The sequence below is a fragment of the Sphingobium sp. Cam5-1 genome, from assembly GCF_015693305.1.
In the GTDB taxonomy this organism is placed as follows: domain Bacteria; phylum Pseudomonadota; class Alphaproteobacteria; order Sphingomonadales; family Sphingomonadaceae; genus Sphingobium.
In genome coordinates this window covers 2,386,731-2,400,156 of the sequence record NZ_CP065138.1, presented here as the reverse complement: position 1 = coordinate 2,400,156, position 13,426 = coordinate 2,386,731, and the positions used below count along the sequence as shown (strand labels likewise).

The 13,426-nt window shown below is 64.6% G+C and carries 15 protein-coding genes; 6 read left to right on the top strand and 9 right to left on the bottom strand.

Translation table 11 applies throughout. The features are described from left to right. Positions 1–27: 27 nt before the first annotated feature. The 5 genes from cobT to IZV00_RS11945 all read right to left on the bottom strand — a co-directional run bounded on the left by cobT (position 28) and on the right by IZV00_RS11945 (position 4,773). Positions 28–1,854 carry a cobaltochelatase subunit CobT gene (gene cobT / locus IZV00_RS11965; RefSeq protein ID WP_196224848.1) on the bottom strand — a complete coding sequence of 609 codons (1,827 nt, stop codon included), beginning with the start codon at positions 1,852–1,854 and terminating at the stop codon, positions 28–30. Further along, positions 1,854–2,639, bottom strand: a complete 786-nt coding sequence (locus IZV00_RS11960) for a tyrosine-protein phosphatase (RefSeq protein WP_196224847.1) — start codon at positions 2,637–2,639, stop codon at positions 1,854–1,856. Before IZV00_RS11960 ends, cobT begins: the two co-directional genes overlap by 1 nt. Next, positions 2,636–3,055 carry an OsmC family protein gene (locus IZV00_RS11955; protein ID WP_196224846.1) on the bottom strand — a complete coding sequence of 140 codons (420 nt, stop codon included), beginning with the start codon at positions 3,053–3,055 and terminating at the stop codon, positions 2,636–2,638. The genes IZV00_RS11960 and IZV00_RS11955 overlap by 4 nt, the downstream gene beginning before the upstream one ends. Positions 3,056–3,059: 4 nt before the next feature. Further along, positions 3,060–4,067, bottom strand: a complete 1,008-nt coding sequence (cobS, locus tag IZV00_RS11950) for a cobaltochelatase subunit CobS (protein ID WP_196224845.1) — start codon at positions 4,065–4,067, stop codon at positions 3,060–3,062. Between the two features lie 88 nt (positions 4,068–4,155). Then, positions 4,156–4,773, bottom strand: coding sequence for a J domain-containing protein (locus IZV00_RS11945; protein ID WP_196224844.1), 618 nt, complete (start codon positions 4,771–4,773; stop codon positions 4,156–4,158). Between the two features lie 44 nt (positions 4,774–4,817). Between IZV00_RS11945 and IZV00_RS11940 the strand changes: the two genes are divergently transcribed. Together IZV00_RS11940 and IZV00_RS11935 are read left to right on the top strand one after the other, a co-directional pair. Next, a complete protein-coding gene (locus IZV00_RS11940; protein WP_196226637.1) occupies positions 4,818–5,105 on the top strand; it encodes a BolA family protein in 288 nt (95 codons plus the stop codon). 14 nt (positions 5,106–5,119) lie between these two features. Continuing rightward, complete coding sequence (locus tag IZV00_RS11935) at positions 5,120–6,025, top strand: pirin family protein (RefSeq protein ID WP_196224843.1); 906 nt, start codon at positions 5,120–5,122, stop codon at positions 6,023–6,025. A 368-nt stretch (positions 6,026–6,393) separates the two neighbouring features. Here IZV00_RS11935 and IZV00_RS11930 read toward each other — a convergent pair whose 3' ends face one another. Further along, entirely contained in the window at positions 6,394–7,215 is an 822-nt protein-coding gene (locus IZV00_RS11930) for an MJ0042-type zinc finger domain-containing protein (protein WP_196224842.1), read from the bottom strand. Positions 7,216–7,386: 171 nt separating this feature from the next. On the opposite strand from IZV00_RS11930, the gene ftsE reads away from it, so the two are divergent. The 4 genes from ftsE to IZV00_RS11910 are packed head-to-tail and all read left to right on the top strand — an operon-like array spanning position 7,387 to position 10,257. Then, positions 7,387–8,103 (top strand): cell division ATP-binding protein FtsE, encoded by a 717-nt coding sequence (gene ftsE, locus IZV00_RS11925; protein ID WP_196224841.1) that lies wholly within the window; start codon positions 7,387–7,389, stop codon positions 8,101–8,103. Then, positions 8,100–9,002, top strand: a complete 903-nt coding sequence (locus IZV00_RS11920; protein ID WP_196224840.1) for a cell division protein FtsX — start codon at positions 8,100–8,102, stop codon at positions 9,000–9,002. The genes ftsE and IZV00_RS11920 overlap by 4 nt, the downstream gene beginning before the upstream one ends. After that, positions 8,999–9,529, top strand: coding sequence for a YdcF family protein (locus IZV00_RS11915; RefSeq protein ID WP_196224839.1), 531 nt, complete (start codon positions 8,999–9,001; stop codon positions 9,527–9,529). The genes IZV00_RS11920 and IZV00_RS11915 overlap by 4 nt, the downstream gene beginning before the upstream one ends. An 11-nt stretch (positions 9,530–9,540) precedes the next feature. Continuing rightward, positions 9,541–10,257, top strand: coding sequence for a lysophospholipid acyltransferase family protein (locus IZV00_RS11910; RefSeq protein WP_196224838.1), 717 nt, complete (start codon positions 9,541–9,543; stop codon positions 10,255–10,257). Between the two features lie 144 nt (positions 10,258–10,401). Here IZV00_RS11910 and IZV00_RS11905 read toward each other — a convergent pair whose 3' ends face one another. The 3 genes from IZV00_RS11905 to IZV00_RS11895 are packed head-to-tail and all read right to left on the bottom strand — an operon-like array spanning position 10,402 to position 13,397. Continuing rightward, entirely contained in the window at positions 10,402–11,307 is a 906-nt protein-coding gene (locus tag IZV00_RS11905) for a prephenate/arogenate dehydrogenase family protein (RefSeq protein WP_196224837.1), read from the bottom strand. 3 nt (positions 11,308–11,310) lie between these two features. Further along, positions 11,311–12,408, bottom strand: a complete 1,098-nt coding sequence (gene hisC / locus IZV00_RS11900) for a histidinol-phosphate transaminase (protein ID WP_196224836.1) — start codon at positions 12,406–12,408, stop codon at positions 11,311–11,313. 41 nt (positions 12,409–12,449) lie between these two features. Continuing rightward, positions 12,450–13,397: a 2-hydroxyacid dehydrogenase gene (locus tag IZV00_RS11895; protein WP_196224835.1), complete on the bottom strand. Its 948-nt coding sequence runs from the start codon at positions 13,395–13,397 to the stop codon at positions 12,450–12,452. Positions 13,398–13,426: the final 29 nt, after the last annotated feature.

Here is a 13,426-nt window from a genome sequence, read left to right as displayed (position 1 = left end):
AGATGCCCAAGCCGGGACAGTCTCGGCCTAATCTTCGTCGAACAGCCCGGCTAGCTGCTCCACCATCGTCCCGCCAAGCTGTTCGGCATCCATGATGGTGACGGCCCGCCGGTAATAGCGGGTGACGTCATGACCGATGCCGATCGCCACCAGCTGCACCGGCGACCGGTTCTCGATCCACTCGATCACCTGCCGCAGATGGCGCTCCAGATAGGTGCCGCTGTTCACCGACAGGGTGGAGTCATCGACCGGAGCACCGTCGGAAATCACCATCAGGATACGGCGTTCCTCATTGCGCGCGATCAGGCGTTGATGCGCCCACAGCAATGCCTCGCCGTCGATATTCTCTTTCAGCAGCCCCTCGCGCATCATCAGGCCCAGATTCCGCCGCGCCCGACGCCACGGCTCGTCGGCCTTCTTGTAGATGATGTGCCGCAGGTCATTGAGGCGCCCCGGCATCGGCGGACGTCCCGCTGCCAGCCAATCCTCGCGGCTCTGCCCACCCTTCCACGCGCGCGTGGTGAAGCCCAAAATCTCCGTCTTCACCCCACAGCGCTCCAGCGTGCGCGCCATGATGTCGGCGCTGATCGCGGCGATGCTGATCGGCCGACCGCGCATCGAACCACTATTGTCGATCAGCAGCGTTACGACCGTATCGCGAAACTCGGTATCGCGCTCGATCTTGTAGGAAAGCGAGCGGGTGGGATCGATGACGATCCGCGCCAGCCGCGCCGCATCGAGCAGCCCTTCCTCCTGATCGAAGTCCCACGACCGCGACTGCTGCGCCATCAACCGCCGTTGCAGCCGGTTGGCGAGTTTCGTCACTGCGCCCTGCAAGCTGACGAGCTGCTGGTCGAGAAAACCGCGCAGGCGGTTCAGCTCATCCTCGTCACACAAATCCTCGGCGGTCACCACCTCGTCATGCGCGACCGTATAGGGTTTATAGTCGAAACCGGGCGGCAAGTCGGACATCGGCCGGTTGGGACGGACGGGCATCATGCCCTCATCGCCCATGTCGTCGGCGCCTTCATCGCTGTCGGCGTCGAAATCGTCGCTATAGTCCGTCTCGCCTTCCTCGCTGTCGCCGCCCTGATCCTCGGCGCGCGCCTCGGCGTTCATATCGCTGTCGCCAGCGTCCTCCTCGCCGGAGTCGCCTTCTTCCTGTTGCTCTTCCTCGTCCTTGCCTTCGTCCTGCGGCTCCTCCTCATCGGTTTGAGGCGGCACATCGCTTTCAACGAGTTGCAGATGCTCCAGCATGGCCTGCGCCAGCTTCTGGAAAGCCCGCTGATCGTCGATGGCGAGGCCCAACGCATCGAGGTCGGCGCCCGCCTTCTCCTCGATCCACGCATCGACCATCGCCATGCCGGTGATGGCATCCTTGGGGATCGGCTGGCCGGTCAACCGCTCGCGCACCTTCAGCGCCAGCGCCGTCGAAAGCGGCACTTCATCGGCCGATCGCGCCCGGCGCAGCGGGTCCGACTTCAGCCGCAAGTCCAGCGCATGGTTGAGGTTGTCGCGCACCCCTTCCATCGCCCGCGATCCAATCGCCTCCACCCGCGCCTGCTCGACCGCGTCGTAGACTGCGCGCGCGGTCGCATCGGCTGGGGCAGCGGCCGTATGCATACGCGCATTATGGTGGCGCAGGCGCAGCGCATTGGCGTCAGCAAACCCGCGAGCGAGCGCTACCTGATCGGGCGGCAGGTTCCTGCCCGGAGTCGGCACCTTGATCGCCTTGCCCGCCATATGCGGCGCGTCGGCGGTGAAGCCCACCTCGACCTCGGCATCGCGCGCGATTGACCGGGCCGCGCCCGACAGCACGTCCTTGAATGCATCCAAAGGCGACCGCTCCGCCATCAGTCGAGCAGCCTTTCGCGCAAGGCCTGGCGCGCATCCTCGTCAATACCAAGCGATCCGGCCAGATACCCCTCAATCCCGCCATGGTTCGCGTCCAGCTCTGCGAACAGGCTATCCAGATAAGCCACCTCAACGGTCAGCACGGGTTCCAACGCCTCCGCCCGGGCAGACCATGCCCGCGCAACCAGCGAATTGCGCTGGTTCAGCAGCCAATTCCAATCGGCATGCTCTTTGGTCAGCAGATAATCCTCAACGATCGTCTCACGCGGCACGCCCAAGGCCGCCAGGATCAACGCCGCGCCCACACCGGTGCGGTCCTTGCCAGCCGAACAATTGATGATGATCGGCAGGCGCCCGGCGGCAATCTGCCCGAACATCGCCCGATAGGATGCGGCGTGGTCCACCGGAATGGCACGATAGAGCGCGATCATCGCATCCCGCATGTCCTGCGCGGTCGCGTCCTTCCGCTTCAGCATATCGCCCAGAACGCCGCTGCTCTCGCTATAATCGCGGCAGAAATAATCGACCTCCGCCCCGTGCCAGATCGTGGGTTCGGCGCTGCGCTCATTGCCTCGCCGGAAATCGCAGATCGCACGGATGCCCAGCGATCGCAAATGCGCGGCGTCCGCATCGCTCAGCAACGCCATCGTCCCAGACCGAAAAAGCGCGCCACGACGAACCACGCGCCCATCCGCCGTCGCATAGCCACCAAAGTCGCGCAGGTTGAACGCGCGCTCCAACGGCAAACGGCGCTGATCAGCGATCAGGGCGTTGGTGTCCGTCACGGCCGTTCGCCCTCGCCAACTGGCGGCACGGCGATCGTCTCGATCCGCGTCTCGACTTCGCTCATCAGCTTGTGAACCGGGCAGCGCGCGGCGACGCCGATCAGCGTGTCATGCTGCTCCGGCGACAACGGCCCGCTCAGCGCGATCCGCGTCGTCAGTCGATAGATGCCGTCCCGTTCCTCACTCGCGTCACGGATGACGCCAACATGGATACCCTCGACCGGAATACCCTTGCGCTGGGCATACCAGAGCATCGTCATCGCCTTGCACGCACCCAATGCCGAATCATACAGGTCGTGCGGATCGGGTCCGGCGTCATGCCCGTCAGGCGGCGTCATATCGACGATCAGCTCATGGCCCCGGATGTTGACCCGGTGCGCGCTGCCATCCGGCGCGATGCGCTCTACGACTATCATTGCGTCAATCCGCCCGGTGGGCGACGCTTTCGGGCAGGTCCTTGCCGAACACGCGCTGATAATATTCCGCCACCAGCGGCCGTTCCGCCTCATCGCATTTGTTGAGGAAGGACAGGCGGAAGGCAAAGCCGATATTCTTGAAGATCAACGCATTTTGCGCCCAGCTGATCACGGTGCGCGGGCTCATCACGGTGGAGATATCGCCATTGATGAAGCCCTGGCGGGTCAGTTCCGCCACCTTGATCATATTCTCGACTTCCTTGCGGCCGCCTTCATGGTCATATTCGCCCGACTTGGCGAGGACGATCTGAGCCTCGGTCGCGGCGGGCAGGTAATTGAGCGTCACCACCAGATTCCACCGGTCCATCTGGCCCTGATTGATCTGCTGCGTGCCATGATAGAGGCCAGTCGTGTCGCCCAGCCCCACCGTGTTGGCGGTCGCGAACAGGCGGAAATGGGGATTGGGCCGGATCACACGGTTCTGGTCCAGCAGCGTCATCTTGCCATCGGTTTCCAGCACGCGCTGGATCACGAACATGACATCGGGGCGCCCGGCATCATATTCGTCAAACACCAACGCGACGGGACGCTGCAACGCCCAAGGCAGCAATCCTTCACGGAACTCGGTAACCTGCTGCCCATCCCGCAGCACGATCGCATCACGGCCAACCAGGTCGATACGGCTGATATGCGCGTCCAGGTTGATGCGGATGCAGGGCCAGCGCAACCGCGCGGCGACCTGCTCGATATGGCTCGACTTACCCGTGCCATGATAGCCCTGCACCATGACGCGCCGGTTATAGGCAAAGCCCGCCAGAATCGCGAGCGTGGTGTCCGGATCAAAGACATAGGCGGGATCAAGATCGGGCACCCGCTCGTCCGCTTCGGAAAAGGCGGGGATTTTCATATCGACATCAATGCCGAACACGTCCCGCGCATCCACCTCACGGTCGGGCGCGGCCAGCAGCGTCTCTGATCGGGTATCGGGCTGGACGTTGGGAATGTCGGTCATTGCTCTTCTTTCTATTCGCTCTCCTCCGCCGTAACCCATGGGGAACGCCGGTGTCGAGTGGCCAATCCATCCGGCGCGGCCTGCCTGTTCACGCGAAGGCAGCCGCCTTGCGCAGCAGCCCATAGGCTTCGATCACGCCCTGCAACGCGCTTTCGTGACTGCGGTCGCCGCCATTATGGTCGGGATGATAGCGGCGCAGCAGTTCGGTATAACGTTGTCGCAACGCCTTGCGATCCGCATCGATGGACAGGCCCATGACGGACAGCGCCTCGCGATCCTGCTTGGACAGGAACTTGCCATCCTGCCGCATCTGGCTGTCGGCACGTGCCTTTGCCACCCGCTCCTTGAACTTCGCACCAATCGCATCAAGCGGGTCCTGAAAGTCGGACCATTTGGGCGGCGGGCTGGTGGCGTTCGATGAAAAGGCGCGCGTCTCCCGCTCCCATCCCGCAAAGGGTCGTTGGGCAGCGGCGATTTCGTCGGGGCTCATGCCGGTGAAGAAATTATAGCCCTGATTGAATTCGCGCACATGATCCAGGCACAGCCAGCGCCAGCGCGGGCCTTCCTGATTGGGTGCCGCGCCCTCCAGCGGGGGCGCGCGAAACTCTCCGGGCTCGGCGCACCCATCGACCGCGCAGGGGCGGTCACTTTCCACGCGGCCATGGAAGCGGTTGAAACGGCGGGTCGAGTAGGGGTCGGTAGACAAGATTGCCCTGATGCATGATGGAACAAAGGGCCTATATAGGGGCGATGAGCACCCAACTGAAAGGCCCGGTGGCCACCGAAATCGAACAGCGGCTGCGCGCCGCCCTGTCGCCAGAGCATCTCGCCGTGATCGATGACAGCGAGAAGCATCGCGGTCATGCGGGACATGACGGATCGGGCGAAAGCCATTTCACGGTGGAGATCGTCTCGGCCGAGTTCGCGGCGAAAAACCGCGTTGCGCGCCAGCGGCTGGTCAACGCCGCACTCGCCGATCTGCTGCGCGACAAGGTTCACGCGCTGGCGATCAAGGCCCGCGCGCCCGGCGAATCCTGATCAGAGGAAAGCTCATGACGTTACACGACCTCGTCATCCAGACCGTTAGCCCGACCACCCATGATCTGGGCGACTTCCGCGTCCATCGTTCACTGCCCGCGCCGGGGCGGACGATGGTCGGCCCCTTCATCTTCTTCGATCAGGCCGGACCCGCGAAGATCGGCGCGGGGCAGGGCATCGACGTGCGCCCACATCCGCACATCAATCTCTCGACGGTCACCTATATGTTCGAGGGCGCCTTCCTCCACCGGGACTCATTGGGCACGGAGCAGTTGATCGAGCCGGGCGCGATCAATTTGATGACCGCAGGCAGCGGCATCGTCCATTCCGAACGTTCCCCCGACAGCGACCGCGCGCGCGAGTCCAAAATCTCGGCCATTCAGACATGGCTCGCTCTGCCGGATGGCATCGAGGAAATGGCGCCAGCCTTCGAACATGTCAGCGAAGGCGGTTTGCCCGTCATCGACTGCGGCCGGGCGAGCGCGCGCGTCATCATGGGCAGCTTGTGGGGAGCGACCTCGCCCGTCACCACCTATGCCGACACCATCTACGCCGACATCCAGCTATCTCCCGGCGGGACCGTACCGATCGATACCGACGCGGACGAGCGCGCCATCTATGTCGCTGGCGGAGACGCGGCACTCGATGGCGTCGCCCTGCTGCCCCAGACGCTCTACGTCCTGCGTCCCGGCACCCGCGCCACATTGATGAGCGTCGATGGCGGCCGCGTAATCTATTGCGGCGGCGAGGCGTTCAAGACGCCGCGCCATGTCTGGTGGAATTTCGTCTCCTCTTCGACCGATCGCCTCTATCAGGCACGCGAGGATTGGGAGGCGATGCGCTTCCCGCTGATCCCCGGCGACGATCAGGAATTCATCCCAATCCCGCAAGGACGGCCCAAGACGGTGAGCTATCCGTGAAACCATCCGCCCCACAATGACCGTTCGTCCTGAGCTTGTCGAAGGGCTTTACTTTCTTGAAAAAAGAGGCTTTTGACAGGCTCATGGCGAACGGAGCGGGCAGGGCGCTCGCACCTCGCACAGCATCGCCACGCTTCCGCGAGAATCAGTATTCGCGCAGAGCCCGCAGAGGACGCAAAGCTAGAGCATCGTGCGCAAAAGTGGGAACCGGTTTTGCGCTTAAAAGGATGCGATAACAAAAAACTAGAGCGCGCGATCTGCGTCCTATTAAACGCAGCGCGCTCTAATCTGCATGATGCCAGCTCTGCGCTCTTTGCGGGCTCTGCGCGACAATCAAAATCCCTCTATGTCTGCCGCGCCTGATAGGCTCACTGAACGAACGTCAGCGACAAATTCTCGGCATTTTTCGGAATGTCGATCCGGCTTTCGTTGATCGACGCTTCTTCGCCGGGCTTCAGGCTGGTGCGATCCGCCTTCGTCGTCCAGCTGAACACCAGCCTGTTCTGCTGATCGCGCAACTGCACCAGCACAGGCGGCACCGGCAAAGTCTGCTTCCCGCTGTTCACGATCCGCGCGCCAAAGGCGAAATATTCCTCCCCGGTCGGCAGCTTGCGCCGCTCGGCGGGCTTGGACAGGTAGAATAGCAGGTCCGGATCGCCCTCTTCGGAAACAAAGCCCAGATTGACCGCCCAGCTTGGCGTACCGAAATACCAGAGCGCGCCGCCTATGCCGCCAACCGCCAGGCAGAAAAGCACCGCCGCATAGGTCCACAGCTTCAGGCGATTGCGACGCGGCCTGACCGGCGCGGCATAGCTTTCCGCTGGCTCTTCACGGTGCCGACCGTAAATATCATCGACGCTGTTATCAGTCTGCGCTGCCGACATGCTCGGCGCGACCGCCACTGGCTCGGGTATCGGCGCAGCTACCGCCTCTACTACCCGTGCAGGCTCAGCCGGAACCTCGACAGGCGCAGCAGGAGGAGGGGGAGCAGGCGGCGGAGGGGCGGGGCGCGGTTCGGCGGCGACGGGCGCTTCCGCCATCTCCACGGCCTTTTCCCTGACCGGCAGAGCCGCACCTTCCTGGAACCAGCTATGTTTGCAGGAGGCGCAGCGAACCTGGCGGCCATCGGGGCCGACGGCGCTGTCCGGCACAATATAGCGCGTGGCGCAATTGGGACACACCAGGATCATGACGCTTCATAGCCATGGCTGGGACTCGAGGGCAAGCGGCATTGAATGGGCGGGCGCAAGATGCCGCGACTCGGCGGATGATGGCGCTTGAAGCTTTACGCCTGCCTGCCCGCTGTGCCATGGCTGTACCTCAAGGGGAAGCAGGGAGCGCGCAGGCGCATTCATCGAAGCATGTCGGCGATCGTCCAGTTCGAAAATGTCGGCCTGCGCTATGGTCTGGACAGCGAAACGCTGTCCGACGTCAGCTTCTCGCTGCATGGCGGCGGCTTCTATTTCCTGACCGGCGCGTCGGGCGCGGGCAAGACGTCGCTGCTGAAGCTTCTCTACCTCGCCCAGCGTCCCAGTCGCGGCGTCATCCGATTGTTTGGGGAGGATGTGGTGACGCTCCCTCGCAAGCGTCTGCCGGGCTTTCGCCGCCGCATCGGCGTTGTTTTCCAGGACTTCCGGCTGGTCGCCCACCTGTCCGCCTATGATAATATCGCCCTGCCGCTGCGGGTCGCAGGCATGGAGGAAAGCGAGATCGACGCTTCGGTCTCGGAGATGCTCAACTGGGTCGGCCTCGGCGACCGGGGGCAGGCGCGCCCGGCGACCCTATCGGGCGGAGAACAGCAGCGCGTCGCCATCGCCCGCGCTGTCATCGCTCGGCCCGAAATCCTCGTCGCGGACGAACCCACCGGCAACGTCGATGCCGATATGGCCCGCCGTCTGCTCACCCTGTTCGAAGCGCTCAACCGCCTCGGCACCACCATCGTCGTCGCCACTCACGACCTGCCGTTGATCGGTCAGGTCGAAGGCGCGCAGATGATGCGGCTGGACAAGGGCCGCCTGTCAGACCCCACCGGGTCACTGCGCTACCCGCCCCGGCCGCAGGGCGCGGCAGCATCATGACCGGAGCAGACCGCCGCGCCGCCGCTGCCGCCCGCCACCGGCTGCTGCCCGAAGGCCGCGTCGCCGGACCCATGCCCTGGGTCATTGCGATCATGATGTTCCTGACCGTCCTTGCCGCCGCCTCCGGCCTTGGCCTCGCGGCAGCGGTGCAGTCGGTTGGCGCCGACCTTGCCGGACGCGCCACGGTCCAGATTGTGGAAGCCAATGCCGACCGACGCGAGGCGCTGAGCGGGGCCGCCGCCCGGCTGCTGCGCAAATCTGCTGACGTTAGCGCCGTCCATCCAGTCGATCCGGCGACCCTCGCTGACCAGATCCGTCCGTGGCTCGGCCAGGATGCGGCAAGTGGTGACCTGCCCATCCCGGCGCTGATCGACGTCGAACTAACCCCCGGCGCGACGGCGGCCAAGGTGCAGCGGCTGGGCCGCGCCCTCGCCACCCTGTCGCCGAACATCCGCGTCGAACCCCACGCCGCTTTCCTCCAGCCGCTCGGCAGCCTGCTCGCCGCGCTCGGCGGGCTTGCCGCTGGCATCGTTCTGCTGATGGCGCTCGCCACCGCCGCCATCGTCGTGCTTGCCGCGCGCGCGGCGCATGACAGCCATCGCGGCACGATCGACGTGCTCCACCTGATGGGCGCCACCGATGTGCAGATCGCCCGGCTGTTCCAGCGGCGCATCGGCCTCGATGCGCTGTTCGGCGGCCTGCTGGGCTTTGTCACCGCCTTGCTGGTCATCATCCTGCTCGGCACCCGGCTCGCGGCGACAGGGTCCGATCTGCTGGCGGCGATCAGCCTGCCGTGGAGCAGTTGGCTGATCCTTGCCACCCTGCCCATCGGCGGCGTCCTGCTCTCGACGCTGGCCGCACGATGGACCGTGCTGCGATCCCTGGGGCGGCTCCTATGATCGTCCGCCTCTTTGCGGTGACCTTGCTCGCCTGGATATTGGGTTTCGCCTGGTTCGCGATCTTCCTGCCCCAGCCGCTCGATGGCCGCGCGACCGACGCCATCGTCGTGCTGACGGGCGGCGCTGGCCGGATCGATCGCGGCCTTGCCCTGCTTGAGGAGGGCGCGGCAAAGCGAATGCTGATCTCCGGCGTTGATCGCTCTGTCCGCCCGGCGGAACTGGCGGCACAATATGAAAGGCCCGAACGGCTATTTTCCTGCTGCATCACTTTGGGCCGTGAAGCGATCGACACCCGCTCCAACGCCATCGAAACCGCCCATTGGCTGGAGCGCAGGGACTTCCGCACCGTCCGCCTCATCACGACGGACTGGCACATGCGCCGCGCCGCGCTTGAACTGCGCCAAGCGGTGCCGGGCAATCTGACGATCGTCTATGACGCCGTGCCCAGCAGGCCCAGCCTCCGCATGCTGATGCGGGAATATAATAAATATCTCCTCCGCCGCGCCGCCGCGCTCGTCGGGATTTGAAGAACGGCCCGATGATCACCGCTCTGCGTTCGCTTGCCTATACGCTGATATTCTACAGCGGCTCCTTGCTGCTGGTTCTTGCTGCTTTGGCTGTGGCATGGCCATGGCCTGCGGGGGTCCCGGTGGTGGCGACGGCATGGGGCCGCTTTCACCGCTTCTGCACGCGCTGGCTCCTTGGGCAAAAGGTGCGCGTTGAAGGCGACCTGCCGCACGGCAGCTATCTTTATATCGTAAAGCATGAGTCGATGTTCGAAACCATCGACCTGCTTTGCCTGTTCGATCGGCCCGTCATCGCGGCAAAGCGCGAACTGCTCGACATCCCTTTGTGGGGCCGGATCGCCCGGCTTTACGGTCTCATCCCCGTGGAACGCAGCTCCGGGGCCAGCGCCCTGCGTACGCTGCGCGCCGCCGCTCGCGCAGCGACCGAACAGGGACGCGCCGTGTGCCTCTTTCCAGAAGGAACGCGCGTGCCCCATGGCGAAGCGCCACCGTTGCGGGCGGGTTTCGCGGGCCTTTATTCTCTCCTCGGCCTGCCAGTCGTTCCCATCGCGATCGATAGCGGGCGCCTTTCCCCGCGCGGCAAGTTCATGAAGCGCGCGGGCATCATCACCTACAAGGTCGGCGAGGTCATCCCCACCGGCCTGGATCGCCGAGACGCCGAAGCCCGCGTCTATGCTGCGATCAACGCGCTGAATCCCGCGCATTCCTCGGACAAGCTGAGCCCATGATCATGTTTGAGTGATTGTCACCCCGGACTTGATCCGCGGTCCCGCTTCTTTTCTGACGCTGCCGAGACAGTGGACCGCGGGTCGAGCCCGGGGGGACGAAAAATCAGCCTTAATGCCGATGCTTCAGCGTAAGACGATCGCGCCCTAGTGACGCCGCCCGAAGTCGGGCTTTGGATCATCCTGCCCCTGTTCGATGATCGACCGCCGGATGGCCCGCGTCTTGGTGAACAGGTTGAACAGTGTATCCCCGTCATTCCACCGGATCGCCCGCTGCAAAGCCGACAGATCCTCGGAGAAACGTTGCAGCATCTCCAGCACCGCGTCCTTGTTCGCCAGGAACACGTCGCGCCACATGGTGGGATCGGACGCCGCAATGCGGGTGAAGTCGCGAAAACCGCCCGCGGAATATTTGATGACCTCGGACTGGGTCACATCTTCCAGATCGCTCGCCGTGCCGACGATGGTATAGGCGATAAGGTGCGGCAGATGGCTCGTCACGGCCAGCACCAGGTCATGATGCTGCGGGTCCATCGTCTCGACATCCGCGCCGACGCGATGCCATAGTTCGGAAATGCGCTCGACCGCCGCCGGATCAGCTCCGGCGGGCGGCGTGACGATGCACCAGCGCCCTTGGAACAGGCTGGCAAAACCCGCCTCAGGCCCGCTGTTCTCGGTCCCGGCGACCGGATGTGCGGGGATGATGACCCGTCCGGGCAGGGCCGCGTTCAGCTGCGCCAGCACATCGGCCTTGCATGATCCCACATCGCTCACGATCGCATCGGCGGGCAGGTCGTCCGCAATCTCCGTCGCCGCCGCGCCCATGGCCCGCACCGGCACGCACAGCACGACCAGATCGGCGTCGGTCACGCTCGCGCCCGCCGTGTCGGTCACATCGTCGCACAGGTCGATCGCCCGCGCGATCTGCCGCACATTTGGGTCGGCATCATGCCCAGTCACCCGAACCGTCGGCATATATTCGCGGATCGCCCGCGCGAGCGATGAGCCGATCAGGCCAAGGCCGATGATGGTGACGCGGGAGAAAGGCAGCATGATTCAGGCCGCCTCCGCCATCGCCCGCAGCTTCGCCGCGACCGCGCGCACCTGCTCTTCGGTGCCGATGGTGATGCGCAGGCCATTGGGCAGCCCCTGGCCGGGCAGCCAGCGGGTCGCGAAGCCTTCGTCCCACAGCCCCTTCATCGCGGCTTCGGCGGTCAGCTTACCGTTGAACAGGATCAGCAGGAAATTGGCCTTGCTCGGCACCGCCCGCAGCCCATGGTTGGACAGCGAAGCAACCTCATCGGCCAGCCATTCGCGCCATTGGCGGTTATGCGTCCGGCTGGCGTCCACCCACGCCTGATCCTTCACGGCCGCAATCGCCGCCGCCTGTCCGGCCGTGGTGACATTGAACGGCGCGCGGATGCGATGCAGCGCGTCGATAATCTCCGCACTGGCATAGCCCCAGCCGATCCGCTCGGCGGCGAGGCCGTAGATTTTGGAGAAGGTGCGGGTCACCAACACATTGGCCGCATTCTTCGCCAACTCCAGCCCGCCATCATCCTCGTCTGCGTCCAGATATTCGGCATAGGCCTGATCCAGCACGAACAAAATGTCCGGCCGCAGCGCCGCGTGCAGACGCGCAATCTCATCGCGCGGCGTCATCGTGCCAGTAGGGTTGTTCGGATTGGCGAGGAAAACGACCTTGGTCTTTTCCGTTACGCACGCCAGCAGCGCGTCCACGTCGGTCGCATAATCCTTGTCCGGCGCGATCACCGGGGTCGCGCCCACCCGCCGCGCGGCGATGTCATAAACCGAAAAGCCGTAATGGACGTAAAGTATCTCGTCCCCCGGCCCGGCATAGGCGCTCGCCGCAATGTGCAGCAACTCGTCCGACCCGGTGCCATAGATCACCCGAGCGGGATCAAGGCCATGCACAGCCGCAATCGCCTCGCGCATCTTCGCCGCGCCCGGATCGGGATAGGTCGCAAGGTCCGCCGTCGCCGCGACCAGCGCCGCCCGCGCTGCTTCGCCGGTGCCCAGCGGGTTTTCATTGGCGCTCAGCTTGATCAGCGGGCGCCCGTCATCGGCCGCCGCCTTGCCGGGCACATAGGGCGAAATGCCCAGAATCCATTCCTTGGGAGCAGGTTTCGTCATGGCCGCGCTTTAGCGTCATCCGCACCAAAGGCAAAGCGCTGCTATACGACCGGCGTGATCAGCGGCTTGCCCGCCGCCCACGCGTCCAGATTGGCGAGCACCAGATCGGCCATCGCCTTGCGGGTGTTCACCGTGGCGCTCCCCTGATGCGGTTGCAGCACCACATTATCCATGGCGAACAATGTTTCGGGCACGTGCGGTTCCTGTGCGAACACGTCCAGCCCGGCGCCACTGATCCGCCCTTCCGTCAGCGCCGCGACCAGCGCGTCCTCATCGACCACGCTCCCCCGGCTGATGTTGATCAGCACGCCTTGCGGCCCCAGCGCCTCCAGCATCGCCGCATCGACCAGCCTGCGCGCTTCCGGCCCGCCCGATGTCGCGACGATCATCACCTCGCTCTCCCGCGCAAAGGCGATGCGGTCGGCCACATAGCGATAGGGCGCGCCCGGCACGGGCCTGCGGTTATGATAAATAATCTCGCTTGCCACCGGCTCCAGTCGCCGCGCGATTGCCTGCCCGATCCGGCCCAGTCCCAATATCCCGATCCGGCGTCCCGTAACGCTGCCGCTCAACGGCACCGTGCCACCCCGCGCCCAACCGCCAGACCGCACCATCCGATCGTTTGCGGCGATATTGCGCACGGCCGCGTAAATCAGGCCCACCGCCAGATCGGCCACGTCATCTGTCAGGACATCGGGCGTGTTGCTGACCTTGATGCCCTTCGCCTTCGCATGGGCGACATCGACCTTGTCATAGCCAACCGAAAACAGCCCGATCATCTCCAGCCGGGGCAGCGCATCCATCATCGCTGCGGAAGCGCCGACCGACCCGAACGACACCAGCGCCCGCGCCTCCCGTACCACATCGGGCAGGCCCGCCGGATCAACGTCCGCGTCAAGCTGATGCGTCTGGAACCGGCCTTTCAGCTGTTCCTCCAGATAGGATGACAGGGGACCATAGATGACGATCGGAATGCGGGTCTGGCTCATGCCGCCGGTCCTAGCCGATCCCCACCCGA

What these genes read in the sequence shown, in the direction of transcription:
- hisC (WP_196224836.1), bottom strand. Translation starts at nt 12,408, where the DNA reads ATGACGAAACCTGCTCCCAAGGAATGGATTCTGGGCATTTCGCCCTAT.
- IZV00_RS11940 (WP_196226637.1), top strand. Translation starts at nt 4,818, where the DNA reads ATGAGCACCCAACTGAAAGGCCCGGTGGCCACCGAAATCGAACAGCGG.
- cobS (WP_196224845.1), bottom strand. Translation starts at nt 4,067, where the DNA reads ATGACCGACATTCCCAACGTCCAGCCCGATACCCGATCAGAGACGCTG.
- IZV00_RS11935 (WP_196224843.1), top strand. Translation starts at nt 5,120, where the DNA reads ATGACGTTACACGACCTCGTCATCCAGACCGTTAGCCCGACCACCCAT.
- IZV00_RS11915 (WP_196224839.1), top strand. Translation starts at nt 8,999, where the DNA reads ATGATCGTCCGCCTCTTTGCGGTGACCTTGCTCGCCTGGATATTGGGT.
- IZV00_RS11955 (WP_196224846.1), bottom strand. Translation starts at nt 3,055, where the DNA reads ATGATAGTCGTAGAGCGCATCGCGCCGGATGGCAGCGCGCACCGGGTC.
- IZV00_RS11930 (WP_196224842.1), bottom strand. Translation starts at nt 7,215, where the DNA reads ATGATCCTGGTGTGTCCCAATTGCGCCACGCGCTATATTGTGCCGGAC.
- IZV00_RS11920 (WP_196224840.1), top strand. Translation starts at nt 8,100, where the DNA reads ATGACCGGAGCAGACCGCCGCGCCGCCGCTGCCGCCCGCCACCGGCTG.
- IZV00_RS11910 (WP_196224838.1), top strand. Translation starts at nt 9,541, where the DNA reads ATGATCACCGCTCTGCGTTCGCTTGCCTATACGCTGATATTCTACAGC.
- IZV00_RS11905 (WP_196224837.1), bottom strand. Translation starts at nt 11,307, where the DNA reads ATGCTGCCTTTCTCCCGCGTCACCATCATCGGCCTTGGCCTGATCGGC.
- ftsE (WP_196224841.1), top strand. Translation starts at nt 7,387, where the DNA reads ATGTCGGCGATCGTCCAGTTCGAAAATGTCGGCCTGCGCTATGGTCTG.
- IZV00_RS11895 (WP_196224835.1), bottom strand. Translation starts at nt 13,397, where the DNA reads ATGAGCCAGACCCGCATTCCGATCGTCATCTATGGTCCCCTGTCATCC.
- cobT (WP_196224848.1), bottom strand. Translation starts at nt 1,854, where the DNA reads ATGGCGGAGCGGTCGCCTTTGGATGCATTCAAGGACGTGCTGTCGGGC.